The following is a 23,754-nucleotide window of genomic DNA, read 5'->3' as shown; positions in this document are numbered from 1 at the left end:
GTTGATAGGTCTGAGGTGGAAGTGTGGCGACACATGGAGCTGACAGATACTAATCGATCGAGGACTTAACCAATTTGAATGTATGCTTACTGTTATCTAGTTTTGAGAGAATTTTTTTCAAAAAAACTCTTGCTTTTTCTGAAATACATAGTATAATAATACATGTCACTAAAACGTCTGGTGATGATGGCGAAGAGGTCACACCCGTTCCCATGCCGAACACGGAAGTTAAGCTCTTCAGCGCCGATGGTAGTCGGGGGTTTCCCCCTGTGAGAGTAGGACATCGCCAGGCAGACTTCATTCCGCAGTAGCTCAGTGGTAGAGCTATCGGCTGTTAACCGATCGGTCGTAGGTTCGAATCCTACCTGCGGAGCCATTTATGGAGAGCTGTCCGAGTGGCCGAAGGAGCACGATTGGAAATCGTGTAGGCGGTAACCCCGTCTCAAGGGTTCGAATCCCTTGCTCTCCGCCACTAATTATCAATACATAACAAACGAAAAAATACCAGGGCCCGTTGGTCAAGCGGTTAAGACACCGCCCTTTCACGGCGGTAACACGGGTTCGAATCCCGTACGGGTCACTTATATGATGGAGGATTAGCTCAGCTGGGAGAGCATCTGCCTTACAAGCAGAGGGTCGGCGGTTCGAGCCCGTCATCCTCCACCATTATCATCGCGGGGTGGAGCAGTTCGGTAGCTCGTCGGGCTCATAACCCGAAGGTCGCAGGTTCAAATCCTGCCCCCGCAACCAAAAAAAATGGTCCGGTAGTTCAGTTGGTTAGAATGCCTGCCTGTCACGCAGGAGGTCGCGGGTTCGAGTCCCGTCCGGACCGCCATTTATAAAAAGGCTCGGTAGCTCAGTTGGTAGAGCAACGGACTGAAAATCCGTGTGTCGGCGGTTCGATTCCGTCCCGAGCCACCATTTGCCGGTCTAGCTCAATTGGTAGAGCAACTGACTTGTAATCAGTAGGTTGGGGGTTCAAGTCCTCTGGCCGGCACTCTAAATGATGGAGGGGTAGCGAAGTGGCTAAACGCGGCGGACTGTAAATCCGCTCCCTCAGGGTTCGGCAGTTCGAATCTGCCCCCCTCCACCATTTTATAAATAGGGGCATAGTTTAACGGTAGAACAGAGGTCTCCAAAACCTCCGGTGTGGGTTCGATTCCTACTGCCCCTGCCACTATTTTATTTATTCATCTTCAGATTATGGCGGTTGTGGCGAAGTGGTTAACGCACCAGATTGTGGCTCTGGCACTCGTGGGTTCGATTCCCATCAATCGCCCCATTTTATCATTGGGCTATAGCCAAGCGGTAAGGCAACGGACTTTGACTCCGTCATGCGTTGGTTCGAATCCAGCTAGCCCAGTTGCATTTTTTTAAAACAACAGCATAAGATGTATTAAGTTCTTTTACATGTTGCGGAAGTAGTTCAGTGGTAGAACATCACCTTGCCAAGGTGGGGGTCGCGGGTTCGAATCCCGTCTTCCGCTCCAAATTACGGCGGCATAGCCAAGTGGTAAGGCAGAGGTCTGCAAAACCTTTATCCCCGGTTCGAATCCGGGTGTCGCCTTTCTATTGCCGGGGTGGTGGAATTGGCAGACACACAGGACTTAAAATCCTGCGGTAGGTGACTACCGTGCCGGTTCAAGTCCGGCCCTCGGCACCAATTTAACTTTGAACGAACTATGTTAAATTGGTCATCAATTTTCACATTATAAAATATATATGAGAGTGATTTGCATATTGCAGATCACTTTTTTTATATAATAAAAACGTAATGACTATCAATATAAGTTTCTTGTTTGTATCGTATATACTGCATTACCATTTAAAAAACTTTGCTAAAACCGTTGACGTTTTATGAAATACATGTTATATTTATATACGTCGGTTGAACACGACGCATTACATGCCGGTGTGGCGGAATTGGCAGACGCGCACGACTCAAAATCGTGTTCCTTCTGGAGTGCCGGTTCGACCCCGGCCACCGGTATACAAAGGCTTCTACAATATGTAGAAGCCTTTTTTGTTGTATGAAAATATCCTCCAAAGCTTGTGAAAACATGATACCTGCTTATTGTATAAATCCGCTTTTTTCAAAGATACTAACAGCAAGTTCTTTGAAAGAGGTGTTTTTTATGGAAGGGACTTGGGCTTGTCTTATCCCATTTATTCTGGTCATTCCCATTTCAATCATTACAAAGCAAGTGCAATCCGGTCTGTTTGTCGGTTTGCTGGTCGGAAGCTATCTTTTGCATCCCAGCTTGCTTGGCGGGATTGAACATATGGTTCAATATATAATCAGTAATATTGTCGTCACCAATAATATTAGAATCATTGTGTTTCTATATTCATTTGCCGGTCTTGTAGGGATTATAAAGCTGACCGGCGGGATAAAAGGATTCGTCCATTTGATCAGTAAAAAAGTTAAAACCAAAAAAGGTGCGATGCTGCTTGCATGGCTGTCGACATTTGGCACGTTCAGTGAACCGGACTTTCGCATCGTCACAATTGCACCGATCATGAAAGCTTTAAGCAAGCGTCTGGACCTGTCGAAACAGAAAATTGCGTATGCCATTGAGTTTACGGCAAACCCTGTCATTGCCTTGATTCCGATAGCAACGGCATTTGTCGGCTACATGGTTTCCATTATCGGACAGGCCCTCAAAACGTCAGGAATAGATCAGCCGGCTTACACGGTGTATGTGAAAAGTATTCCCTTCAATTTTTTCTCCATTGTGATTATAGTAGTCGGAATTTATTACTGCTTTTTTAAGAAACAAAAAGCGGATGAAAGCTTAGAAAAAACAGAAAAGAGCGGACAAACTTCTGCTCGCAAACATAACAAAAATACGGAACCGATTCCGCGGAACAGCGGTGTGTTGCTTTCAAAAGGCTCAGGTTCATTCAACATGGAAACAGGGACGATCTCAGATATTCACGGTGAACATACCGGAATGTTCGAAAGTGATGAGCATGCTGACCAGCAGGAGGAGCTGGATTCGGCGCACCGTGCTTATATTAAGGAAACACCGATTCGGCCGTGGAATTTAATCATTCCGATCGGGCTGTTTTTGCTATTGACACTCTTTCTCAGCTGGTGGGACGGCCATTCAAAAGCACAAGGGTTTTTGAATGCTTTTATCAAAAGCGATATGCTTGGCGTCATGTTAACCGCATTATTGGCAGCGGTTATTGCAGCATTTGCTCTTTTTATGTTTCAGCGTTTTCATGCAGGCGAGCTTGTTACCCATTTTATTAAGGGCGGAAACGAATTGGTCCTTGTTCCGGCGCTTATCGCCGCGGGGATCTCCGTTGTGTTATACGGTGCGTTTTCATTTTTCAGATAACAAATACTTTTTGAAGGCGTTATCCGAAAATGGGATAACGCCTTTTTATGAGCTGTTATACTAGAGAAAAAAAGAGGTGATGACGTGAAGCAGATTATTGCAATGGGCGGCGGAGGCTTTTCCATGGAGCCGGATCATCTTGTGCTGGATCAGTATATTTTAGAGCAGTCGGCGCGGTCAAAGCCAAAAGTTTGTTTTTTGCCGACGGCAAGCGGAGATTCGGAGAATTATATCGGCAGGTTTTATCAAGCCTTTCAAAAGCTGCGGTGTGAGCCGGATCACTTGTCGTTGTTTAAACCGCCGGGTTCTGACCTCAGATCCTTTCTCATGAAGAAAGATATTATATATGTCGGAGGCGGAAATACGCGCAATATGCTTGTCTTATGGAAAGAGTGGGGGCTTGACCTTATTCTTCGTGAGGCTTGGGAAAACGGCATCATGTTGGCGGGTCTTAGCGCCGGGGCGATTTGCTGGTATGAAGAAGGATTGACGGATTCAGCTGGAGATTTGAGAGAGTTAAGAGCTTTAGGATTTTTGCCGGGCAGCTTCTGTCCGCACTATGACGGAGAAGCGGAGCGCCGGCCGGTGTATCACCGTCTGATTTCAGAAAAGAAACTCAGGGAGGGCTATGCCGCTGATGATGGCGCTGCGCTTCATTATAAAGACGGTCAGCTGTTCCAGGCTGTCTCTTCCCGGGAAACCGCAAAGGGTTATCGGGTTTTTAATACCGAAGAAGGCGTTCGGGAAACAGAGCTTATGACTGTCCCATTATCTGAATTTTGATAATATGCTTTTTTTTGTACACAACTTGTGTTACGATGAGAGCGAAATCAATAGTTACTGGGGGTGCCCGTCTGAGCGGGCTGAGAGAGAAGCGGCGGCTTCTTAACCCTTTGGACCTGATCTGGTTCGTACCAGCGTGGGGAAGTAGAGGTTTTATTATTGTTGAGGACAACAATAATAGTTTCTTTCTGACTGCAAAACCGGGTTCTTCTTTGAACCCGGTTTTTTTGTGCTGGTGCTGAGCTTGGTTCTGTTATTCAAATGAAAAAGGAGAGATTTGTATGCAAAATCAATCAGTACAGCAAGCGAACATTTCCATTATGTCGAGTTTTTCCGGCAGTAAAAAGGTTTATGCAGAAGGTTCTTCGCCCGATATACGAGTGCCGATGCGGGAAATCAGCCTGAGTGCGACTACGGGGGCATTCGGGGAAGAGGAGAATGCGCCGGTCCGTGTTTATGATACGAGCGGGCCGTATACAGATCCGGATGTACAGATTGATATTCATAAAGGGCTGGGGGCGCTCCGCACAAAGTGGATTACCGGGCGCGGAGATGTAGAAGAATATAACGGCCGGACCGTGAGACCTGAAGACAACGGCTATAAAAAAGAGGGCCGTGCCGCCGAATACCCCGGCCTACAGCGGAAACCGCTTCGGGCCAAGCCGGGGAAAAATGTAACACAATTGCATTATGCGAGAAAAGGCATCATTACGCCGGAAATGGAGTTTATCGCAATACGTGAGCATGTGTCTCCCGAATTTGTCAGGGAAGAGGTGGCGAGCGGACGGGCGATTATTCCTTCTAACGTCAACCACCCGGAAAGCGAGCCGATGATTATCGGCCGGAATTTTCATGTGAAAATCAATGCAAATATCGGCAACTCGGCTGTTACATCTTCTATCGAAGAAGAAGTCGAAAAAATGACGTGGGCGATTCGCTGGGGCGCCGATACGATGATGGACTTATCCACGGGAAAAGACATTCATACGACGCGTGAATGGATTATCCGCAACTGCCCCGTGCCTGTGGGGACGGTGCCGATTTATCAGGCGCTTGAAAAAGTTAATGGCATTGCCGAGGATTTAACGTGGGACATTTATCGTGACACATTGATTGAGCAGGCGGAGCAGGGCGTGGATTATTTCACCATCCATGCCGGCGTACTGCTTCGTTACGTCCCGTTAACGGCCAAACGCACGACGGGAATCGTTTCCCGCGGCGGGGCGATTATGGCGCAATGGTGCCTGGCCCATCATCAGGAAAGCTTTCTGTACACGCATTTTGAAGAAATTTGTGAAATCATGAAGGCCTATGATATCGCTTTTTCACTTGGTGACGGGCTTCGCCCCGGTTCGATTGCGGATGCCAATGATGAAGCGCAGTTTGCGGAATTGGAGACTCTCGGAGAATTGACGGAGATTGCGTGGAAGCACGATGTGCAAGTGATGATCGAAGGACCGGGTCATGTGCCGATGCATAAAATTAAGGAAAACATGGACAAGCAGCTGGAAATTTGTAAAGAGGCGCCTTTTTACACGCTCGGGCCATTAACGACGGATATCGCTCCGGGTTATGACCACATTACTTCAGCAATCGGCGCGGCGATGATCGGCTGGTACGGGACGGCGATGCTTTGCTATGTCACGCCGAAGGAGCATTTGGGGCTGCCGAATCGTGATGATGTAAGAGAAGGCGTCATTACGTACAAAATCGCGGCACATGCCGCAGACCTTGCTAAAGGGCATCCGGGTGCACAGATCCGTGACGATGCTCTGTCTAAGGCGCGGTTTGAATTCCGTTGGCGTGATCAATTTCATTTGTCGCTTGATCCTGAAAGAGCAATGGAATATCATGATGAAACGCTGCCGGCTGAAGGCGCAAAAACAGCTCACTTCTGTTCGATGTGCGGTCCGAAGTTCTGCAGCATGAGAATTTCTCAGGATATTCGTGATTATGCGAAGGAAAACGGACTTACTGAAGATGAGGCCGTCAATGAGGGGCTGAAAGAAAAAGCAAAAGAGTTTGCAGAGAAGGGAAGCCGCTTATATCAATAAAAGAAAAGATGAAGATGGAGTTTGCCCATCTTCATCTTTTTTAGAAAAACGGTGAACGGCGAAGCGGCGGAATGCTCTGCTCAAAGCGGAATATATTTTCCGGATCATATTTCGTTTTGACTTGACGGAGGCGGTGAACATTTTCTCCGTAATACGTTTGCGGCCAGTTTCTGATTTCTCTATCAGGCCAATTCACGTAATCTCCCATCGTTTCTCTTGATAGGGACGTTCTCAATCCTTCGATCCAGCGGACATTTTGTCTTTCTTCTTCAGCAGATGTCCAAGTTGTAATATATTCTTGGGCAATGATTGCGTTGCGATAGTAGAATGCCGTTTGGTCCGGAGCGATCCGTCCGGCCGCACCGCCGAGAGATTGCTGCCAGACACTGGCGTTTTCGTTCGGAGCGTGCTCTAAATAGCGCTTTAAAGTGGAAATCGCGCGTGTTGATAATGGTTTTTCAATAAAGGATCCTGACCGCTTCATCTTTTGCGGCTGATTGCCTCCCGGGCTGTTAAAAAAGGCTGCCGCTTTAATAAATGGCAATGTCTTGACCATGCCGCTTGTCGGTTTTCCCGCTTTCATTAACGGAGCCAGCAGTTCTTTCAGCTCATCCTTTGTCCCGGTAAATTGACCGAGCGCTTCTATGCGGTTGACTTCCTTAGGCCAGAACTGAATTGATGAGGTAAGCCGGTTGTCTGTAAATGGAGCCCAGCGCTGCCATGTGTTAAATACTTCCTCAAAATCATCCCAGCCCCAAGTGACAGAAAAAACAGACACGCATGAGATCGGCACGGCTTTAAACATCATGGATGTGACAATGCCGAAGTTGCCTCCCCCTCCTCCCTGAGACGCCCAAAATAGATCAGAGTGCTTTGAACGGTTGACTGTGATCAATTCAGCACCCGCTTTTTCGTCCGCTATGATCATTTCGAGCTGGAGGAGACGATCGCAAGTAAGTCCGGCTGTCCTTGTTAAATATCCGATTCCTCCCCCGAGCGTCAGCCCCGTGATTCCCACATTCGCAATGGTTCCCGCAGGAAGGGTCAAGCCGTACCGCCAGAGTGTCCGGTAGACTTCCCCCAATTCGGCTCCCGCTTCAATCGAGACCAGCCGCTTATCCTCATTTACTCTTATTTTCTTCATTTCACTGAGATCAATGACTAGTCCGTCATTTAACAGGGAAAAATTTTCGTAGCTGTGTCTTCCGCCTCTGATACGGAAAGGCACATTGTTCTCACGTGCCCATCTCAGCGCATTGAGGGCGTCATGTTTATTTTGACAAAACACAATGATGTCTGGATATCTTTGCAGGCTTAAATTGATATTGGTTCTCGCAGCATTATAGTCCGGGTCATCTTTTTTGACGATGCGACCGGTCAATGTTGTCTTTTCCACATTCTCACTCACTTTCACTTGTAATCTGCTATGTTTTCTAGCATATGCGGAAAAATGAGAGAGTGTATGAGGAAAACCCCCGGAAGGAAACGATATTTTAAATTATAGTTGACAGGTAGGGATTATATGAATTAACATAATCATTACATATTTCCAAACGATGGCTGATCGGATCACCGAAGGCTCTTATCTTTTAAACAGATAAGGGCCTTTTTTGCGTGAAAGTCATTGAATGAAATGAAAAGCGGAGGGATGAAAAGTGGCGTTAAAAAAGGTACCACATGTGCGCAAAAAGAGCAAAAAACGAAAAAAGTACAGAAAACACACATTGAATTTCGAACTGCTTGTAGAGAAAAACAAACGGGAGATTATGAGAAATGAGAAACAGATGGAGCAGATTTATATAAAGATAGATGAAAAGCATGCGGGGGTTCGATAAAGATGAAGGAGAGAAAATGGAGGATAAAAACAACGGTACTCGCGCTGTCGGTATCCATCACGTTATCAGGGTGCGCGTTAGGGAGTGCCGGAGAAGAACCGTCATCTGCGGCGGATAAAAAGGAAGAAACACGTATCGCCCATGTCAAGACAAAGGAATTTAAAGCTTCTCATCCGGCGGCGATTCCCGCTAAATCGAAAGCCAGAACTGATACTTTTGTTGCTGGGATTTCCGCGCCGGGCGGCGTGTTTCTGCCGTACTTTTACGAAAACGGCTGGGACGGAAATGCGACAGATCCTATTTTTGAGCCGTTAGTCAAACTGGATAAAACGGGGAAGCCAGCCCCGGCTCTTGCGGAAAGCTGGAAAGTTTCCAAAGATCAGCTTACCTACACGTTCCGTTTAAGAAAAAATCTCGTTTTCAGCGACGGTTCACCGCTGACCGCAAAGGATGCCGCATTCACTTTAACACTGCTGCATGATCCTGCATACGCGGGCTATGAAGATATCACCACGGCTTATATTAAAGGCGGCAAGGCTTACAAAGAAGGAAAGGCAAAGACGATAGAAGGCATTCGCGTCCTTGATGACAGAACCATTCAAATCACGACTGAGAAAGTCAGTGCGAAGTCGCTGCTTCTTTTAGGCGGGCAGGTGCTGTCAGAAGCTTACTACGGGAAGAATTATCGATTCGGCAAACTGGACTATTTAAAAGAGCTTTATGCCAAACCGCTCGGAGCGGGACCTTATCAATTTACAGAATACCTTCCGGGACAGGAAATACGCTATCAGGCTAATGAACACTATTATGCCGGAAAACCGAAAACCGAAAAGCTGATTTATAAAATTATCGATGCGTCAACTTCCCTTCAGCTGTTTGAAACGAGTGACCTTGATTACGCTTCTTTCTCACCTGATGATGATACGGTTCAGCACTTAAAAAGTCTCGGTTTTGCCAATATAAGCGTATCTGTCGTGAATGATTACGGGCTTGTGTACGTCAATCACAAGCGTCTGCCTTTTCAAGATAAGAAAGTGTCCCAGGCGCTTATTTACGGACTTGACCGTCAAAAAATCGTCGATGTACGCTTTAAACGCTACGGAGAGGTCGCGAATGTTCCGGTGTCTCCGGTTTCGTGGGCTTATGATGACAAAGGTGTCAATCGGTACGCGTTTAACCCTGAAAAAGCCAAAAAGCTTCTCGATGAAGCAGGCTGGAAAACGGGCAAAGCCGGTGTACGTGAAAAAAACGGAAAAAAGCTTGAAATCAGCTATTACACGTCTAAAGCGGATGATGATTTCATCCCGATCGCGAAAGAAAATTACGCGGACATCGGAATCGCATTAAAACCGGAAGTGATGGATTTTAATACGGAAGTAGCGAAAATAAATGACAAACAATATGACCTTGCCGCCGTTTCCACCTCGCAGATTCTTGATCCGAATGACACGGTGGAAAAGCTGGCTTCCGGCCATCCCAATAATGTAACGGGATATTCCAATCCGAAAGCGGACCGGCTGATAGAGAAAGGAGCCGGCACGCTTGATATCAGCAAAAGAAAAGAGATTTATCACCAGCTGTACCGGGAGCTCGGGGAAAACCCGCCTTACATTCTGATTCATTACCGTCAGAGCGCAAGGGCGGTCAGCGGAAAAATAAAAGGGCTTGAGCCTGACAATTATTCTGGAATCAGTTCAAGTCTCTCAAATGTCTCAATTCAATAGAACGGTTGGGCAAAATACCCGGTGCATCCTGGGGATTTTGCCCTTTCAGCGGAAAGGAGGGGCTTTTTATGAAACGGTATGCCGCAGAACGATTCATTCAAATGCTTGTGATCTTATTTGGTACGTCCTTTATTATTTTTTTCTTATTCGCCATGCTGCCTGGCGACTATATTGATTCCAATGTCAATCTGACTCCGGAAAGAGCGATGGAGTTAAAAGCGCTTTACGGGCTGGATCAGCCGATTTGGCAGCGCTATGTGACGTGGCTCGGAAATGTGCTCAGCGGAGATTTTGGGTTTTCTTTGAAATATCAGGAGAACGTCCTGTCACTGCTTCGGAAATATGTCTGGAATTCGTTTTTTGTCGCGTTTTTGGCGTTGCTTGTCACATGGTCAGCCGCGATGATTACGGGTGTCATATCCGCTGTCAGGAAATACTCATGGTTTGACGGGATCGTGACGTTTCTTGTTTTTGCTTCCATGGCGTTCCCGTCTTTTTTTATCAGCCTTCTGTTTATTAAGTGGTTTGGGGTGGATTTGAAAATATTGCCCGTCGGCGGGATGATTGATACCGGAAGCACGAGTACAGGTTTTTCGTACGTGCTTGAAGCCGCCAGACATATGATTCTTCCGGTCGTGATTTTATCTATGCTCGGCATCGGCTCGCTGACAAGGTATTTCCGCTCCGGCATGCTGGACGTGATCAGACAGGATTATATCAGAACGGCGAGAGCGAAGGGATTGAAAGAGCGCACCGTCATCTGGAAACATGCGTTGAAAAACGCGCTCATTCCGGCCATCACCCTGCTTGCTTTTGAACTGCCGGGACTGTTTTCCGGAGCCATCATTATTGAACAGATTTTCGGGTGGCCGGGTGTCGGACGTATTCAGCTGGAATCTGTGCATTATCGTGATTATCCGGTTTTGATGGCGTTTACCTTGTTTTTGTCTTGTTTAACGATTGTGGGGAACTTCTTGGCGGATATCGCTTATGCCGCGGTTGATCCGCGGGTCAGGCTTAAATAGGGGGTGTTCGGAATGAAAAAACAAAAAGGGGTGCCGCCTTCTCTTTGGAAGCAGACGTACCGCCGCCTGCTGCAGCATAAGCTGACGGTCATCAGTCTTCTTTTCTTATGTTTTATGTTTTTATTGTGCTTTATCGGGCCGTCTTTTTCTCCGTACATAACAGATCGGACGGATATTTCAAATGCCAATCAGCAGCCGGGAATCCATCATTGGCTGGGAACCGACCAGTACGGGAGAGATGTGCTGACGAGGCTGATGCTGGCGGGGCAGATTTCTCTGACTGTGGGGCTTGCTTCAATGGTGCTGTCGCTTGTCATCGGTTCTTTACTCGGGGCTGCGGCCGGATTTTATCGGGGAGCCGCTGATATGATCATTATGCGCATCGCTGATATGCTCATGTCCATCCCGGGCCTGCCGCTGCTTTTGGTTTTGGCTGCGGTGATGTCGGAGTGGAAAGTGCCTTCTGAATACAGAATGTACCTGATTATGATGATGTTAAGCCTGATCGGATGGCCCGGTTTGGCGCGGCTTGTACGCGGACAGATTTTGTCGCTGAAGGAGCAGCCGTTTATGATGGCCGCGGAAGTTTTGGGGCTTAGTGATAAACGGAAAATCCTCTATCATTTGCTTCCCAATACATTGCCGTTATTACTGGTAGCGGCGACTTTGCATGTGGCGGGAGCGATGCTGAGTGAATCGGCGCTGAGTTTTCTCGGGCTTGGCGTTGCTCCGCCGACACCTTCTTGGGGAAACATGATGGAAGCGGCGAATCATTTTATGGATTTTACACTCCGCCCGTGGCTGTGGATTCCGCCGGGAACGGCCATTTTTCTGACCGTTGTGGCGATTCATCTGCTTGGAGACGGTTTAAGAGACGCTTTTGATCCTAAGGTAAAACGGCAGGTGAAAATGAAATGAAAAAACCGCTTTTAGAAGTAAGGCATTTGGAAACGGCTTTTTATACAGAGGAGGGGGCGGTAAGGGCCGTGGACGATGTCAGCTTTACGATACATGAGGAGGAAACGGTTTGTATTGTAGGGGAGTCCGGCTGCGGGAAAAGCATGGCGTCATTGTCCATTATGCAGCTTCTTCCCGAGACGGGGAGAATCGAACGGGGAGCGGTGCATTTTTCCGGACGGAACCTGTTGGAATTGAAACCAAAAGACATGCAGAAAATCCGCGGCAGCGAAATCGGGATGATATTTCAGGAACCGATGACATCTTTGAATCCGGTGTTTACAATCGGTGAGCAGCTGACCGAACCGATTCGCGAACATTTGTTGTTGAGTAAGAAAGAAGCATGGCGGAAGGCCGTTGAACTGATCACGTTAGTGGAGATCCCGCATGCCGAGCAGGTTATGCACCGATATCCTCATGAGCTGAGCGGCGGCATGCTGCAGCGCATCATGACGGCTGTCGCGCTAAGCTGCGAACCGAAATTGATCATTGCCGACGAGCCGACGACAGCGCTTGACGTAACCATTCAGGCGCAGATATTGGATTTATTGCGGGATATGAAAAAGCAATTTCGCACGTCTATTTTATTCATTACTCATGACCTTGGCGTGGTTGCTGAAATGGCTGATTATGTGATTGTCATGTATGCGGGAAAAATTGTGGAGGAAGGACCGGTTGCAAGGCTGTTTTCTGATCCGAAGCATCCGTATACGAAAGGGCTGCTCGCGGCCAAGCCGGTTATCGGTCAAAGAAGGGAGATGCTGTACACCATTCCGGGGCAGGTCCCCGAGCTTGCGGACCTGTCGGGATCGTCTTGTTATTTTGCGGACCGATGTGAACACAGCACGGAAATATGCTGGAAATCGAGCCCGAATTTTACTGAATTCGGGAAGGGGCATCAGGCGGCGTGCTGGCTTTACAGAGAGGAGAAAGCGGATGAGTGATGTGTTGCTGGAGGTCAAGGGGCTGAAAAAATATTACGAGGAGCATGGGGGGATGAGAAAGACCCGCAAAAATCCCGTAAAAGCAGTTGACGGTGTCAGTTTTACGATAGGAAAGGGAGAAGTGTTCGGCTTAGCGGGAGAATCGGGCAGCGGAAAGTCATCAATCGGCAAGACCATTTTGAGGCTTCATGAAAAAACAGAGGGAGAGGTGTTTTTTCAGGGGCGTGATGTGTTTCGGATGAGCCGGCGCGAGCTCAAAACTTTCAGATCGGAAGCGCAGCTCATTTTTCAAGATCCGTTCAGTTCTTTAAATCCCCGGCGCCGGATCGGAGAAGCCATCGGTGAAGCGATGATCGAGCATCAATTGGCGGTAAAGCGGAACGCGCGTGATAAAGCGGCGGAAGTTCTTGAAGCCTGCGGACTTTCCGCAAACTTTATCGATCGATATCCGCATGAATTTTCCGGAGGGCAGCGGCAGCGGATCGTGATTGCAAGAGCGATGGCGCTCAAGCCGCAATTTATCATTATGGATGAACCCGTGGCGGCGTTAGATGTCTCCATCCAGGCGCAGATGATCAATTTGTTCAGCAGCCTTCAAAAACAGCACGGGCTGTCATATTTGTTCATTTCTCATGATTTAAGCGTGGTGGAGCACTTATGTACGAAGGTCGCCATTATGTATTTAGGGACGATTGTGGAATACGCGTCAAAGGAGGAGCTCTTTTCACGGCCGCTTCACCCTTATACGAAAGCGCTGTTATCAGCCGTGCCTGTTCCTGATCCCGGAGCGAAAAGGGAGCGGATAATTTTAAAGGGTGATATACCGAGCCCCTCTGATCCGCCTTCAGGCTGTAAATTCCGAACGAGATGCCCGGCAGCCAAGAAGATATGTGCTGAGAAAAGTCCGGCGCTGTCAGAAAAAGGGCTTCATCATTTTGCGGCATGCCACTTCGTGTAATTGAGAAAAAAACGGTTTTATTGATAATAAACAGGAAAAACCTGCCGGGCAGACCGGCAGGTTTTTTGATGTTATTTTGGTGATGGCAGTCCGAGTCCTTCGGCAACGCGTCTGCCGTACTCAGGATCAGCCTTGTAGAAGTGGCCGATCTGGCGCAGCTTAATTTCTTCTTTTTCCACAGGTTTCATCGCACTGACGATATTGGCGACAAGGCGCGCGCGCTCTTCCTCGCTCATCAGGCGGTACAGGTCGCCGGCTTGTGTGTAATGATCATGATGATTATAGCTTACACTGTCAGCGAAACCTGATACAGGATATGCCGCCTGTTTATCTTCAGGTGACTCTTTCGGGCCGCCGAAGCTGTTAGGCTCGTAATAGACGGAGCGGCCGCCGTTTTCATCAAAACGCATTTGTCCGTCACGCTGATAGTTTTTCACTTCATTGCGGGAACGGTTGATCGGCAGCGCCTGATGGTTCGCGCCGACACGGTAGCGATGCGCGTCATGGTATGCGAACAACCGGCCTTGAAGCATTTTGTCAGGTGAGACGTCGACGCCGGGGACTAATGTGCCGGGAGAGAACGTCGCCTGTTCTACTTCCGCAAAGTAATTTTCCGGATTGCGGTTCAGAACCATGCGGCCGACTTCAATGAGCGGATAGTCTTTTTGAGACCATACTTTTGTGACGTCAAACGGATCAAAGCGATATGTGTTTGCGTCTTCTAACGGCATGATTTGAACATATAATTTCCATGCGGGGAAATCGCCGTTTTCAATCGCATTGAACAAATCTTCCGTATGGTAATCGGGATTTTCGCCCGCGATTTTTGCGGCTGTATTTACATCAAGGTTTTTCACGCCTTGCTCTGTTTTAAAGTGATATTTAATCCAGACGCCTTCGCCATTATCATTTGTCCATTTAAATGTATGGCTTCCGAATCCGTGCATATGGCGAAGAGTCGCCGGAATGCCCCGGTCTGACATCAGAATGGTTACCTGGTGCAGGGATTCCGGCGACAGAGACCAGAAATCCCAAACGGCCGTCGGATTTTTCAGATGTGTTCTCGGATCTCTTTTTTGTGTATGGATAAAGTCAGGGAACTTGATGGCATCGCGGATGAAGAACACGGGTGTATTGTTTCCGACGATGTCGTAGTTTCCTTCTTCTGTATAAAACTTAACGGCAAATCCGCGCGGGTCGCGCACTGTGTCACTAGAGCCCAGTTCGCCCGCAACGGTTGAGAAACGGATGAAGAGCGGCGTGCGTTTACCGACTTCTGACAGAAATGCGGCTTTCGTATATTTTGTAACGTCATTTGTGACTTCAAAATAACCGTGTGCGCCCGCGCCTTTTGCGTGAACGACACGCTCGGGAACGCGTTCTCTGTTAAAGTGCGCCAATTTCTCAAGCAGATGGACGTCTTGTATTAAAGCAGGACCGCGATCGCCGGCCGTCATTGAGTTTTGGTTATCTCCGACAGGAGCGCCCCAGCTGGTTGTCAATTTATTTGAACTCATGTGATCACCTCTTTAGATTTATAAAAACATAATATCACCTATCAGTAAAAAGTCAATATTATTTTATAATGATTATAAAATAATTATTTTTATTATCGAAAAAAGAGTTTGGTTTTGAAAGCCTACTTGACTGACGGGAATAATGGGTTTAAGATGAGGAAAAATAGAAACCGCTGACTTGGACACAAGAGGCTCTTATTCTTCACTGGATAAGGGCCTTTTTTATTGTCAGGCGGTAAGGGAGGCGGCGATTGTATGCTTTTCCGACAGCATTTTAAACCTGTCGATATTCACGGTCATCTGCCGTACAGCCTTTATTTCGGCAAAAACGATAAGACATTTTCCGATTATAACCGGGAGCGGTCAGAAAGAATGAATCTGACTTGGGACTTTCCTGATCCGCATGATGTTGATGGCGATGAGGGCGAAATCGCTTTGATGACAAGATGGGAGAATGAATTAGATAAGTACGGCATTGACGTGCTGAATTTTTTAACAGCAGAGAGCAATGACCGGATGGCGGCGTTTATTCAAGCCAATCCCGCGAGATTTACCGGATTTGCATATCATCCTTTGGAGCGGGAGGATGCGTATGAAGAGCTGAAAAGAGCGGTAGAAGAGCTCGGTCTGAAAGGATATAAACTGTTCGGGCCGCTGACAGACATCGATTTTCATGATCCGTCGCTGAAAAAGCTGTGGACTTATTTAGCTGACAAAAGGCTGCCTGTATTAATTCACTTTGGGCTTTTAGGAAGAGCGGGGGGCATTGTCAGCCATCGCAACATCAACCCGCTCTCCATCTATCGCGTTGCGAGAGAGTATGCTGATATACCGTTCATCATTCCGCATTTCGGCGCCGGATATTATCAGGAACTGCTGCAGCTGTGCTGGAGCTGCCCGAATGTGTATATTGACACGTCCGGCTCAAATCAGTGGATGAGGTGGATGCCGTACCCGCTTGATTTGGAAATTCTGTTTCGAAAGACATCTGAATTAATCGGTGCTGAACGGATCATCTTCGGGACGGATTCGAACGGATTTCCGAGAGGATATGTATACAGATATCTTCAGGAGCAGGTGAGGACCTGCCGGGAAATCAATATGCGGGAAGAAGATATAGAAAACATTTTCGGCAACAACGCGCGGACATTATTGAAAATCGCCCGCCAAGAAAAGGAAGTGAATACGTGATACAGCCGATGCGCTCTCTGGCAGGGTTATGCCGGAGGGCGTATTTTAATTCTTATAAAAAACAGTTGACAAGTCGGAATAATTTGAATTAACATGATATTCAAATTTAAAAACAAACGGGTTGCCGATCGGACCGCCGAAGGCTCCCATCTCTGCAAGCAATCGGAGATGGGGGCCTTTTTGTTTTTCGATCGCACGCGGCAGAAAGAGAGGGGAAGACAGATGGCTGTAACCATCAGCATACAAGAAAAAGCTTTTGAGCATGAAGGCCGGAAAACGCCGGTGCTGAATGATATTGAGCTGTCAATTGCATCGGGAGAATTTTTGACTGTCATCGGGCCGAGCGGATGCGGCAAAAGCACGCTTTTAAAATTGATTGCCGGTCTTGATACCGATTATAAAGGCTCTGTCACAATAAACGGCCGCAATGTGTCGGGACCGGGCATCCGGCAGGGATTTATCTTTCAGGAGCACCGGCTGTTTCCCTGGCTGACGGTAAAACAAAACATCGCTGCCGATCTCAATATGAACGACCCGGCCGTTCGGAAAAAAGTGGATGATCTGATTGAGGTTGTCAGGCTGCAGGGAGCGGAGAACGCTTATCTGCGCGAATTATCCGGCGGCATGTCGCAGCGGGTTGCCATCGCCAGAGCTCTTTTACGTGAGCCGGAGGTGCTGCTTTTAGATGAACCGTTCGGGGCGCTTGACGCTTTTACGAGAAAACATTTGCAGGATGTGCTGCTTGATATATGGCGCGAGAAAAAAACGACGATGATTCTGGTCACGCATGATATTGATGAATCCGTCTATTTAGGCGATAAGCTGGCGATCCTCAGGGCAAAGCCCGGCCGGCTGCACAGCCTGATGCCGATTCAGCTTCCGCATCCGCGCAATCGGACGTCAGCGGATTTTCAGGCCGTCCGGCAGAAGGTGCTTTCTGAGTTTGAGAAAACGGAAGACCTCCGGTTTGCGGATGGGTCCGGGATATAGAAGGGACGAAGCGAAGTGAAAAAAATCATCATTCTTTTAGCCGCAGCAGTCATGATGTCTTCCGGATGCAGTGCAAACGGGACAGGAGGGAGCGGGAAAACGGTGAAAGAAATCCGGATCGGCATCCAGCAGAGTTTAAGCCCGCTTCTCATTGCCAAGGAAAAAGGCTGGTTTGAAGAGGCCTTCAAAAAAGACGGAATAAAAGTAAAATGGGTCGAATTCCAAAGCGGTCCTCCGCAATTTGAAGGTCTTGCCGCCGATAAGCTTGATTTTTCCCAGGTCGGCAATTCACCGGTCATTTCCGGTCAGGCGGCAGGAATTGATTTTAAAGAGATCGGGCTGTCTCAGGACGGGTTAAAGGCAAACGGCATTCTCGTAAACAAGGGCAGCGGGATTCAGAGCCTGAAAGAATTGAAAGGTAAAAAAATCGCCGTAGCCAAAGGCAGCAGCGGCTTTGATTTTCTCTATAAAGCTTTAGATAAAGCGGGTCTTTCCGCCGATGACGTCACCATCATCCAGCTTCAGCCTGATGAGGCGGTTTCCGCTTTTGAAAACAAATCAGTTGACGCATGGTCCATTTGGGAGCCGTATTTGTCGATTGAAACGCTGCAGCACGGGGCGGAAATATTGGCGAACGGAGAAAGCACAGATTTATATTCTCCCGGTTTCACGTTAGTCAGAACGGGATTTTCCAAAGAACACCCGGATGAGGTGGTCCGTTTTCTGAAAGTGTTCAATAAAGCAGTTACATGGCAAAAGGAACACAAAGATGAAGCTGTCTCCTTATATGCGAAAATCAAACATCTTGATCCGAAAGTCGTCAGAAACGTGCTTAACAATACTGAGCCTCTCAATGAACCGATCAATGATGATATTGTCAAAGCCCAGCAGGAAACCGCTGATTTTCAATATCAAACAAAAGCGATTCATAAGAAAATTCATGTAAAAGACGTTGTTGACAATTCATTTATTAAAAAAGCGCTTGAAACGGGGGATGGCAAGTAATGAAAGCAGAAGCATCAACGGCTGCCGGCGCAATAAGCCAATCAGAAAAGAAAGCTCTGGCAAGATCCCGGAAGTATTCATACCAATGGATGAAGGGGGTTGTACTCCCGGCTGCGGTCATCGCAGTATGGCAGTTTATCGCAAGTCTGGGCATCGTCTCGGCCACGGTGCTCCCGTCGCCTGTCGTCATCTTGCAGACGTTTCAGGAACTTCTTCTTTCAGGTGAACTTTGGGGTCATTTAGAGATCAGCTTATACCGGGCGGCTGCAGGATTTCTGCTTGGCGCTGGCCTCGGGCTTGTTTTCGGGCTGCTGGTCGGTTTTTCAAAGCGGACGGAAGCATATCTTGATCCGTCTCTGCAAATGCTCAGAACGGTTCCGCACTTGGCCGTGACTCCTCTGTTCATTTTGTGGTTCGGATTTGATGAGACATCAAAAATTCTGCTGATCGCATTGGGGGCTTTTTTCCCCGTGTACATTAATACGTTTCTCGGAATCCGCAGTGTGGACGCGAAGCTGTTTGACGTCGCGCGGGTGCTGGAATTTAACTGGTATCAGCAGATGACAAAATTAATTCTTCCGGCATCTCTGCCGAATATCCTGCTCGGCATCAGGCTCTCTCTGGGCATTGCGTGGCTCGGTCTCGTGGTGGCGGAACTGATGGGATCGAGCGAGGGCGTCGGTTATATGATTATGGATGCCAGACAATTTTCACAGACAAATAAGGTGTTTGTCGGCATTATCATTTTTGCGGCTGTCGGCAAGCTGACAGATGCATTGGTCAGAATGCTCGAACGGAAACTATTAAAATGGCGGAACAGTTATGAAGGGTAACCTATTAAAAAAGGAGAGATTCATATGGAGATTCTTTGGTTTATTCCGACGCATGGTGACGGCCGGTATTTAGGGACGCAAACGGGAGGGAGAACGGCGGATCATCTTTATTTTAAGCAAGTGGCACAGGCGGCAGACAGACTCGGGTATACGGGGGTTCTGCTGCCGACGGGGAGATCATGTGAAGACCCGTGGCTGACGGCTGCCGCTTTAGCGGGGGAAACGAGTGACTTGAAATTTTTAGTGGCGGTCCGTCCGGGACTGATGCAGCCGTCTGTCGCCGCGAGAATGGCGTCGACAATGGATCGGCTGTCAGACGGCCGTTTGCTCGTAAATGTCGTAGCGGGCGGAGATCCTTATGAACTGGCGGGAGACGGCATGTTTATCAGCCACGATGAACGTTATAAGGCGACTGAAGAATTTTTAACCGTCTGGCGCGGACTCATGCGGGGCGAAACGGTGACATATGAAGGGGAGCATATCAAGGTGGAAAACAGCAGTCTGCTGTTTCCGCCAAAACAGTCTCCGCATCCGCAATTATATTTCGGCGGTTCATCACAGGCGGGAATTGAGGCTGCGGCGAAACATACAGATGTCTATTTAACATGGGGAGAGCCGCCGGAGCAGGTAAAAGAAAAGATTGAAACCGTTAAAAAACAGGCTGCCAAGGAAGGAAGGACGATGCGTTTTGGCATCAGACTTCACGTGATTGTACGGGAGACTGAAGAAGAGGCATGGGAAGCGGCTGAACGATTAATCAGCCACTTAGACGAAGAGACGATTGCGAAAGCGCAGGCTGCGCTCCGGCGCGCTGATTCTTCGGGACAAAAACGGATGGCCGATCTCCATAACGGTGACCGCTCGAAGCTTGAGATCAGCCCGAATCTCTGGACTGGCATCGGACTGGTCAGAGGCGGAGCGGGCACGGCGCTTGTCGGTGATCCGCAGACCGTCGCTACTCGAATTTTAGAGTATCAGGCACTCGGTATTGAGTCGTTTATCTTTTCAGGCTACCCGCATCTGGAAGAAGCTTATTATCTGGCTGAACTCGTGTTTCCGCTTCTGCCGTTTCAGAATGAACGGACTAAAAAGCTTGAGCACAGACTGGGTGAAGCAATGGGCAACGACCATTTTGCAAGAGGAAATAAAGCGACAGTCTGATGACGTCGCAAGGCGGATAATTGACGGCGGGCGCTTTCTGCGGTTTCATTTCCGGGGAAATTCCGGCAGTGAAGGCGGGTATTCACCCGCCTTTTTAAGCGCTTAGCTTGCACGATACTCATATGGATGATATGATACAAAACGTAATTATTACGATTTGTTAGGAGTGCTGAAATGGCAAAAAAATCAAAAGTGATCAAAGAGCTCAAGCGGCAGAAGCTTGTTGAACAATATGCGGACATCCGAAGAGAATTAAAGGCAAAAGGAGACTGGGAAGCGTTGAGCAAACTGCCGCGTGATTCTGCTCCGGCCAGGCTTCATAACCGCTGTACGGTGACGGGGCGGCCCCGCGGATATATGAGAAAATTTAAACTGTCCAGAATCGCATTCAGGGAACTGGCCCATAAAGGCCGGGTTCCCGGGGTGAAAAAAGCGAGCTGGTAATGTAAAAAACTCCGGATCTGTCATGAACCGGAGTTTTTGCCGTGCTTATGAAAAGTGAAAACATAAGCCAAATGCTGAATCATCATCAGAATGAAAATCAAAAGAATAGGAAAAAAGGGTAGATGCGGCTGAATCAGCGGATAAAACAAAAGCAAAACGGCTGCGGCCGGCAATGAGAAGTAAACGGCGATATACGAGGAACGGCAAGCTTTAGCCGTCATCATTCGTTCTCTTTCATCCTGTTCCTCAAATTCATCGGGTACAAGCCTGTGCTTTTTGCCGTTTCGTTTTTTCTTTTCGGCATAGATATACAATGAGGCACAAACGGTAAACAGCAGAAACGGAGTGATATTCAGCTCAAATGAACCGCTCCCCTCCGTTTGGAAAAACTGAGCGATCCGCGGCGCCGCTTCCATAAAGGAAATAAGCGTCCAGCAGGCTAATCCGTAGAGTGCAAGGTGAAAACACGCTTTTCTTTTCAAACTCATTTTTTCTCCTCCTCCAGCCAGAAAACTTCCTCCATCGGCAGGGAGAAAGCCCGGCAGATGTTAAGCGCCAATAAAAGTGAAGGCACATAATCTCCTTTTTCAATCGCTGCAATCGTCTGTCTGGTGGCTCCGGCTTCTTTTCCAAGCGTTTCCTGAGAATAGCCGAATCTGGCTCTCAGCTCTTTTACTTTATTTTTCATCATCAGGCGTACCTCAAATTTTCTTCTTTTTCATATTGTATGAGATATTTAACAAAATGTAAACCTAACTTAACATATGGACAAAAAAAGAATTTTTTTCGACAAATTTTTTAACATTCCCTTGACGAAAAAAAAATATACATGTAATATTAGAAACATCAAATCGCTACTGACAAAATAGAACTTTGATGCGGGTGTAGTTTAGTGGTAAAACCTCAGCCTTCCAAGCTGATGTCGTGAGTTCGATTCTCATCACCCGCTCCATACATACGTTATTAACGCAGTGTTTCGTTTCTCTGATAAACGAAGTATTGCGTTTTTTTATGTGAAAAAAGACACGAAGGCGTGTCTTTTTATGAAAGCCAAGAGACGGTATGCGTGCCTCCGTGAATTTGTTCAAACATTTTTGTTAAGGATGATAGCAGCTCATCCGCCGCGTCGGCATGAAATGAAGGCGGGAAAAAGATCAGCTGCAGCATTTTCTTTGTGCCGGGCGTGACAGGGCGTGTATTGATATGTCCGGTGAAGTCGCCGAAAACGCCGTCCGGGCCGGAGAAGGACAGTACGCTTTCTTTTTCTCCGATCGTAATTGAAATTGGTTCATCTATTTCTGCGGCATCATACGCCATGATAGGCAATGAATATTTCAAGGAGAAAAAAAGTATGGTATCATGGGCTGAATTCACACTTTCAATGAATCGTTCCCGGGAAATATCGCCGAGCATAAGCTCCATCGGCGTTTTTTGTCCTGAAAAGGCGGGACTGAGCTGTTCCATCAAACGCGCCCACTCTCTTACAAAAGGCTGCTCATCTATACCGCCGTCAGCATAATCAAAGTAAAGAGATTCTTGAAATAAACGGAGGCGGCCTTTCAGCATTTGCGGAGCAGGCCCGACTTCGATCTGTTCATATAAGACGGCTGCCGCTTTGATCCCCGGCACCCGTTCAGCAATAAGTGGATCTAAACTGATGTTCAAGTGTGTTCACTCCATTTCGGGATGATAAAACTCTATTATACCTGTGCGGGAGCCTGATCACAAAGAAAGGAGGCTGTGCAAAAAATGAATATTCATAAACTGAAAGAGGAATTAATCGAATACGCCAAAAGCATCGGAGTCGACAAAATCGGATTTACGACGGCTGATACGTTCGACAGTCTGCGGGACCGGCTGATTCTTCAGGAATCACTCGGCTATTTATCCGGTTTTGAAGAGCCGGATATTGAAAAACGGGTCACTCCGTCTTTGCTTCTCCCGAAAGCCAAATCGATTGTCGCCATCGCCCTTGCTTATCCTTCCAAAATGAAAGATGCGCCGAGGAGCACGAGGGACGGGCGGCGCGGCATTTTTTGCAGAGCTTCCTGGGGGAAGGATTATCATGACGTGCTGCGGGAAAAGCTTGATCTGCTGGAGAATTTTCTCCAGAGCAAACATGAGGATATCCGCACAAAGTCAATGGTGGATACAGGAGAATTGTCCGACAGGGCCGTGGCTGAACGGGCGGGAATCGGCTTCAGCGCCAAAAACTGCATGATCACCACGCCTGAATACGGTTCTTACGTCTATCTGGCTGAAATGATCACCAATCTGCCCTTTGAACCGGATGTGCCGATTGAAGATATGTGCGGTACGTGCACAAAATGTTTAGACGCGTGTCCGACCGGCGCACTCGTCAATCCCGGACAGCTTAACGCCCAGCGCTGTATTTCGTTCCTGACCCAGACAAAGGGATTTTTGCCGGATGAGTTCCGCACGAAAATCGGAAACCGTCTGTATGGCTGTGACACGTGCCAGACGGTCTGTCCGATTAATAAGGGGAAAGATTTTCATCTTCATCCGCAGATGGAGCCTGATCCGGAAATCGCAAAGCCGCTGTTAAAGCCGCTTTTGACCATAAGCAATCGCGAATTCAAAGAAAAATTCGGACATGTATCGGGGTCATGGCGCGGCAAGAAGCCGATACAGCGGAATGCGATTTTAGCTTTGGCTCATTTTAAAGATGCCTCGTCTCTTCCGGAATTAACGGCCTTGATGCACCAAGATCCGCGTCCCGTCATCAGGGGGACGGCCGCCTGGGCCATCGGGAAAATCGGTGACCCAGATTATGCGGGGGAATTAGAAAAAGCGCTTCAAAAGGAGCAGGATGAGGAAGCCATACGGGAAATTGAAAAGGGACTGGAGCTGTTATCGGTTTCTGATAAGACTAAAACCGGCCGGTCCTGACATATGTATAGAGAAAAAGCACTTGGCCGGAGTTCAAGTGTTTTTTCTTTATAAAACAGTATGGTGGGTGGAGCGC

21 protein-coding genes, 17 tRNA genes, 1 rRNA gene and 1 riboswitch are annotated in these 23,754 nt (G+C 47.8%); of the genes, 34 read left to right on the top strand and 5 right to left on the bottom strand.

All coding sequences use genetic code 11. The features are described from left to right. Window positions 1-176: 176 nt before the first annotated feature. The 20 genes from rrf (at window position 177) to thiC (ending at window position 6,184) form a co-directional block, all read left to right on the top strand. Window positions 177-292 (top strand): 5S ribosomal RNA (rrf, locus tag ACWHAR_RS19215). A gap of 9 nt (window positions 293-301) precedes the next feature. Continuing rightward, window positions 302-376, top strand: a tRNA-Asn gene (locus ACWHAR_RS19210). 5 nt (window positions 377-381) lie between these two features. Continuing rightward, window positions 382-472 (top strand) — tRNA-Ser (locus ACWHAR_RS19205). 36 nt (window positions 473-508) lie between these two features. Next, window positions 509-580 (top strand) — tRNA-Glu (locus ACWHAR_RS19200). Between the two features lie 10 nt (window positions 581-590). After that, window positions 591-666 (top strand) — tRNA-Val (locus ACWHAR_RS19195). Between the two features lie 7 nt (window positions 667-673). Further along, window positions 674-750: transfer RNA gene (locus ACWHAR_RS19190), tRNA-Met, on the top strand. Window positions 751-758: 8 nt separating this feature from the next. Further along, window positions 759-835: transfer RNA gene (locus ACWHAR_RS19185), tRNA-Asp, on the top strand. A gap of 10 nt (window positions 836-845) precedes the next feature. Next, window positions 846-921 (top strand) — tRNA-Phe (locus ACWHAR_RS19180). A 3-nt stretch (window positions 922-924) separates the two neighbouring features. Then, window positions 925-997: transfer RNA gene (locus ACWHAR_RS19175), tRNA-Thr, on the top strand. Window positions 998-1,008: 11 nt separating this feature from the next. Then, window positions 1,009-1,093, top strand: a tRNA-Tyr gene (locus ACWHAR_RS19170). Window positions 1,094-1,103: 10 nt separating this feature from the next. Then, window positions 1,104-1,177: transfer RNA gene (locus tag ACWHAR_RS19165), tRNA-Trp, on the top strand. A gap of 29 nt (window positions 1,178-1,206) precedes the next feature. Continuing rightward, window positions 1,207-1,282: transfer RNA gene (locus tag ACWHAR_RS19160), tRNA-His, on the top strand. 9 nt (window positions 1,283-1,291) lie between these two features. Next, window positions 1,292-1,363: transfer RNA gene (locus ACWHAR_RS19155), tRNA-Gln, on the top strand. A 52-nt stretch (window positions 1,364-1,415) separates the two neighbouring features. Next, window positions 1,416-1,490, top strand: a tRNA-Gly gene (locus ACWHAR_RS19150). Between the two features lie 6 nt (window positions 1,491-1,496). Next, window positions 1,497-1,567 (top strand) — tRNA-Cys (locus ACWHAR_RS19145). A 7-nt stretch (window positions 1,568-1,574) separates the two neighbouring features. Beyond that, window positions 1,575-1,663 (top strand) — tRNA-Leu (locus ACWHAR_RS19140). Window positions 1,664-1,908: 245 nt separating this feature from the next. Next, a tRNA-Leu gene (locus ACWHAR_RS19135) sits at window positions 1,909-1,990 on the top strand. 145 nt (window positions 1,991-2,135) lie between these two features. Then, on the top strand, window positions 2,136-3,347 hold the full coding sequence (locus ACWHAR_RS19130) for a Na+/H+ antiporter NhaC family protein (RefSeq protein WP_074534200.1): 1,212 nt from the start codon (window positions 2,136-2,138) through the stop codon (window positions 3,345-3,347). 84 nt (window positions 3,348-3,431) lie between these two features. Next, on the top strand, window positions 3,432-4,130 hold the full coding sequence (locus ACWHAR_RS19125) for a Type 1 glutamine amidotransferase-like domain-containing protein (RefSeq protein WP_032874174.1): 699 nt from the start codon (window positions 3,432-3,434) through the stop codon (window positions 4,128-4,130). Window positions 4,131-4,179: 49 nt separating this feature from the next. After that, window positions 4,180-4,290: riboswitch (TPP riboswitch) on the top strand. A gap of 121 nt (window positions 4,291-4,411) precedes the next feature. Then, window positions 4,412-6,184 (top strand): phosphomethylpyrimidine synthase ThiC, encoded by a 1,773-nt coding sequence (gene thiC / locus ACWHAR_RS19120; protein WP_032874176.1) that lies wholly within the window; start codon window positions 4,412-4,414, stop codon window positions 6,182-6,184. Between the two features lie 40 nt (window positions 6,185-6,224). Here thiC and ACWHAR_RS19115 read toward each other — a convergent pair whose 3' ends face one another. Continuing rightward, window positions 6,225-7,580 (bottom strand): FAD-binding oxidoreductase, encoded by a 1,356-nt coding sequence (locus ACWHAR_RS19115; protein WP_032875153.1) that lies wholly within the window; start codon window positions 7,578-7,580, stop codon window positions 6,225-6,227. Window positions 7,581-7,839: 259 nt separating this feature from the next. Between ACWHAR_RS19115 and ACWHAR_RS19110 the strand changes: the two genes are divergently transcribed. The 6 genes from ACWHAR_RS19110 (at window position 7,840) to ACWHAR_RS19085 (ending at window position 13,627) form a co-directional block, all read left to right on the top strand. Further along, complete coding sequence (locus ACWHAR_RS19110; protein ID WP_032874179.1) at window positions 7,840-8,019, top strand: FbpB family small basic protein; 180 nt, start codon at window positions 7,840-7,842, stop codon at window positions 8,017-8,019. Window positions 8,020-8,021: 2 nt separating this feature from the next. Then, entirely contained in the window at window positions 8,022-9,743 is a 1,722-nt protein-coding gene (locus ACWHAR_RS19105; RefSeq protein ID WP_032874182.1) for an ABC transporter substrate-binding protein, read from the top strand. Between the two features lie 68 nt (window positions 9,744-9,811). Next, entirely contained in the window at window positions 9,812-10,768 is a 957-nt protein-coding gene (locus tag ACWHAR_RS19100; protein ID WP_032874184.1) for an ABC transporter permease, read from the top strand. A gap of 12 nt (window positions 10,769-10,780) precedes the next feature. Next, window positions 10,781-11,686 (top strand): oligopeptide ABC transporter permease, encoded by a 906-nt coding sequence (opp4C, locus tag ACWHAR_RS19095; protein ID WP_032874186.1) that lies wholly within the window; start codon window positions 10,781-10,783, stop codon window positions 11,684-11,686. Then, on the top strand, window positions 11,683-12,669 hold the full coding sequence (locus ACWHAR_RS19090) for an ABC transporter ATP-binding protein (protein WP_032874189.1): 987 nt from the start codon (window positions 11,683-11,685) through the stop codon (window positions 12,667-12,669). The genes opp4C and ACWHAR_RS19090 overlap by 4 nt, the downstream gene beginning before the upstream one ends. Continuing rightward, a complete protein-coding gene (locus ACWHAR_RS19085; RefSeq protein WP_015417084.1) occupies window positions 12,662-13,627 on the top strand; it encodes an ABC transporter ATP-binding protein in 966 nt (321 codons plus the stop codon). Before ACWHAR_RS19090 ends, ACWHAR_RS19085 begins: the two co-directional genes overlap by 8 nt. A gap of 71 nt (window positions 13,628-13,698) precedes the next feature. Here the strand turns inward: ACWHAR_RS19085 and katA are convergent, their stop codons facing one another. Further along, entirely contained in the window at window positions 13,699-15,144 is a 1,446-nt protein-coding gene (gene katA, locus ACWHAR_RS19080) for a catalase KatA (protein WP_032874191.1), read from the bottom strand. 255 nt (window positions 15,145-15,399) lie between these two features. Here katA and ACWHAR_RS19075 point away from each other — a divergent pair, with 255 nt between their 5' ends. The 6 genes from ACWHAR_RS19075 (at window position 15,400) to rpsN (ending at window position 20,768) form a co-directional block, all read left to right on the top strand. Next, on the top strand, window positions 15,400-16,335 hold the full coding sequence (locus ACWHAR_RS19075) for an amidohydrolase family protein (RefSeq protein ID WP_032874194.1): 936 nt from the start codon (window positions 15,400-15,402) through the stop codon (window positions 16,333-16,335). Between the two features lie 222 nt (window positions 16,336-16,557). Beyond that, a complete protein-coding gene (locus tag ACWHAR_RS19070) occupies window positions 16,558-17,325 on the top strand; it encodes an ABC transporter ATP-binding protein (RefSeq protein WP_032874197.1) in 768 nt (255 codons plus the stop codon). Between the two features lie 15 nt (window positions 17,326-17,340). Next, window positions 17,341-18,330 (top strand): aliphatic sulfonate ABC transporter substrate-binding protein, encoded by a 990-nt coding sequence (locus ACWHAR_RS19065; RefSeq protein ID WP_032874199.1) that lies wholly within the window; start codon window positions 17,341-17,343, stop codon window positions 18,328-18,330. Continuing rightward, window positions 18,330-19,163, top strand: a complete 834-nt coding sequence (locus ACWHAR_RS19060; RefSeq protein ID WP_022552806.1) for an ABC transporter permease — start codon at window positions 18,330-18,332, stop codon at window positions 19,161-19,163. Before ACWHAR_RS19065 ends, ACWHAR_RS19060 begins: the two co-directional genes overlap by 1 nt. A 24-nt stretch (window positions 19,164-19,187) precedes the next feature. Continuing rightward, window positions 19,188-20,324: an FMNH2-dependent alkanesulfonate monooxygenase gene (gene ssuD / locus ACWHAR_RS19055; protein WP_032874201.1), complete on the top strand. Its 1,137-nt coding sequence runs from the start codon at window positions 19,188-19,190 to the stop codon at window positions 20,322-20,324. Between the two features lie 174 nt (window positions 20,325-20,498). Continuing rightward, window positions 20,499-20,768: a 30S ribosomal protein S14 gene (gene rpsN, locus ACWHAR_RS19050; RefSeq protein WP_014417259.1), complete on the top strand. Its 270-nt coding sequence runs from the start codon at window positions 20,499-20,501 to the stop codon at window positions 20,766-20,768. A gap of 20 nt (window positions 20,769-20,788) precedes the next feature. On the opposite strand, the gene ACWHAR_RS19045 is transcribed toward rpsN, so the two are convergent. Both ACWHAR_RS19045 and ACWHAR_RS19040 read right to left on the bottom strand, forming a co-directional pair. Beyond that, window positions 20,789-21,256 (bottom strand): hypothetical protein, encoded by a 468-nt coding sequence (locus ACWHAR_RS19045; RefSeq protein WP_032874203.1) that lies wholly within the window; start codon window positions 21,254-21,256, stop codon window positions 20,789-20,791. Beyond that, the gene (locus tag ACWHAR_RS19040) at window positions 21,253-21,456 is read right to left on the bottom strand and encodes a helix-turn-helix transcriptional regulator (RefSeq protein WP_003155407.1); all 204 of its coding nucleotides are present in this window, start codon (window positions 21,454-21,456) and stop codon (window positions 21,253-21,255) included. Before ACWHAR_RS19040 ends, ACWHAR_RS19045 begins: the two co-directional genes overlap by 4 nt. A gap of 190 nt (window positions 21,457-21,646) precedes the next feature. Here ACWHAR_RS19040 and ACWHAR_RS19035 point away from each other — a divergent pair. Further along, window positions 21,647-21,720: transfer RNA gene (locus ACWHAR_RS19035), tRNA-Gly, on the top strand. Between the two features lie 89 nt (window positions 21,721-21,809). On the opposite strand, the gene ACWHAR_RS19030 is transcribed toward ACWHAR_RS19035, so the two are convergent. After that, a complete protein-coding gene (locus ACWHAR_RS19030) occupies window positions 21,810-22,433 on the bottom strand; it encodes a hypothetical protein (protein ID WP_032874205.1) in 624 nt (207 codons plus the stop codon). An 84-nt stretch (window positions 22,434-22,517) separates the two neighbouring features. Between ACWHAR_RS19030 and queG the strand changes: the two genes are divergently transcribed. Further along, the gene (gene queG, locus ACWHAR_RS19025) at window positions 22,518-23,678 is read left to right on the top strand and encodes a tRNA epoxyqueuosine(34) reductase QueG (RefSeq protein WP_015239452.1); all 1,161 of its coding nucleotides are present in this window, start codon (window positions 22,518-22,520) and stop codon (window positions 23,676-23,678) included. Window positions 23,679-23,754: the final 76 nt, after the last annotated feature.

This window comes from Bacillus sp. LR--39 (assembly GCF_053613335.1).
This window is presented reverse-complemented; position numbering and strand designations above follow the sequence as displayed.

What these genes read in the sequence shown, in the direction of transcription:
- rpsN (WP_014417259.1), top strand. Translation starts at nt 20,499, where the DNA reads ATGGCAAAAAAATCAAAAGTGATCAAAGAGCTCAAGCGGCAGAAGCTT.
- queG (WP_015239452.1), top strand. Translation starts at nt 22,518, where the DNA reads ATGAATATTCATAAACTGAAAGAGGAATTAATCGAATACGCCAAAAGC.
- ACWHAR_RS19130 (WP_074534200.1), top strand. Translation starts at nt 2,136, where the DNA reads ATGGAAGGGACTTGGGCTTGTCTTATCCCATTTATTCTGGTCATTCCC.
- ACWHAR_RS19045 (WP_032874203.1), bottom strand. Translation starts at nt 21,256, where the DNA reads ATGAGTTTGAAAAGAAAAGCGTGTTTTCACCTTGCACTCTACGGATTA.
- opp4C (WP_032874186.1), top strand. Translation starts at nt 10,781, where the DNA reads ATGAAAAAACAAAAAGGGGTGCCGCCTTCTCTTTGGAAGCAGACGTAC.
- ssuD (WP_032874201.1), top strand. Translation starts at nt 19,188, where the DNA reads ATGGAGATTCTTTGGTTTATTCCGACGCATGGTGACGGCCGGTATTTA.
- ACWHAR_RS19075 (WP_032874194.1), top strand. Translation starts at nt 15,400, where the DNA reads ATGCTTTTCCGACAGCATTTTAAACCTGTCGATATTCACGGTCATCTG.
- ACWHAR_RS19100 (WP_032874184.1), top strand. Translation starts at nt 9,812, where the DNA reads ATGAAACGGTATGCCGCAGAACGATTCATTCAAATGCTTGTGATCTTA.
- thiC (WP_032874176.1), top strand. Translation starts at nt 4,412, where the DNA reads ATGCAAAATCAATCAGTACAGCAAGCGAACATTTCCATTATGTCGAGT.
- ACWHAR_RS19040 (WP_003155407.1), bottom strand. Translation starts at nt 21,456, where the DNA reads ATGAAAAATAAAGTAAAAGAGCTGAGAGCCAGATTCGGCTATTCTCAG.
- ACWHAR_RS19105 (WP_032874182.1), top strand. Translation starts at nt 8,022, where the DNA reads ATGAAGGAGAGAAAATGGAGGATAAAAACAACGGTACTCGCGCTGTCG.
- ACWHAR_RS19060 (WP_022552806.1), top strand. Translation starts at nt 18,330, where the DNA reads ATGAAAGCAGAAGCATCAACGGCTGCCGGCGCAATAAGCCAATCAGAA.
- katA (WP_032874191.1), bottom strand. Translation starts at nt 15,144, where the DNA reads ATGAGTTCAAATAAATTGACAACCAGCTGGGGCGCTCCTGTCGGAGAT.
- ACWHAR_RS19085 (WP_015417084.1), top strand. Translation starts at nt 12,662, where the DNA reads ATGAGTGATGTGTTGCTGGAGGTCAAGGGGCTGAAAAAATATTACGAG.
- ACWHAR_RS19090 (WP_032874189.1), top strand. Translation starts at nt 11,683, where the DNA reads ATGAAAAAACCGCTTTTAGAAGTAAGGCATTTGGAAACGGCTTTTTAT.
- ACWHAR_RS19070 (WP_032874197.1), top strand. Translation starts at nt 16,558, where the DNA reads ATGGCTGTAACCATCAGCATACAAGAAAAAGCTTTTGAGCATGAAGGC.